This is a genomic window from Secundilactobacillus angelensis, assembly GCF_012641075.1.
GTDB classification, from domain to species: Bacteria; Bacillota; Bacilli; order Lactobacillales; family Lactobacillaceae; genus Secundilactobacillus; species Secundilactobacillus angelensis.
The window spans coordinates 1-752 of record NZ_JAAXLJ010000062.1 but is presented as its reverse complement, the minus strand read 5'-3'; the positions used below and the strand labels follow the sequence as shown (position 1 = coordinate 752).

1 protein-coding gene is annotated in these 752 nt (G+C 41.2%); it reads right to left on the bottom strand.

Translation table 11 applies throughout. The features are described from left to right. On the bottom strand, window positions 1–735 hold a 735-nt coding region (locus tag HC026_RS12360), incomplete at its 3' end, for an L-arabinose isomerase family protein (protein ID WP_456300138.1). Window positions 736–752 lie beyond the last annotated feature (17 nt).

The window sequence follows — 752 nt, the reverse complement described above, 5'->3', positions numbered from 1 at the left end:
GTCGTTGTCACCAGGGTTCATGGTGTAGGTCTTAGCTAATTCATCATACTTCTGATCAATATCAGCATCAGTAACTTTGTTCATTTCTTCAACTAAATCACCAACGGCATAGTAGTCAGCGGTCCAGCCAAGTTGAATTTGGGCTTCAATCTTGTCACCATCAGTAACGGCAACGTTACGCATCTTGTCACCGAATAAGACAACTTTGATCTTGAAGCTTTCATTGTAAGCAACAGCAACATCTTGCCAGTCAGCGATTTCTTGTTGAACTTCTTCATCGCCCCACCAGCCGTAAACAACTTTGTTGTTTAACCGGAGACGTGCATTGATAAAGCCGTATTCACGGTCACCATGAGCACTTTGGTTCAAGTTCATATAGTCCATGTCGATGGTCTCGTATGGAATGTGGTTCAAATATTGGGTAGCTAAATGAAGTAATGGCTTCTGCAATAATTGAGTTCCGCGAATCCACATCTTAGCAGGACTGAAAGTGTGCATCCAAGTGATCACACCGGCAACGCTGTCGTCGTGGTTAGCATCCTTCATTAACTGAGTAATGTTGTCAGCTGTAGTGGCAGTCAGCTTAAATTCGATTGGGTAAGGCAAATTGCCTGACTTATTTAACTTGTCAACAATATCCTTAGCATCTTTTTCAACGGACTTTAATTGTTCGTCACCGTATAAAAATTGACTACCGGTAACAAACCAGAACTTGTAATCTGGAGTACTTAACATAATATAAAATCTCCTTT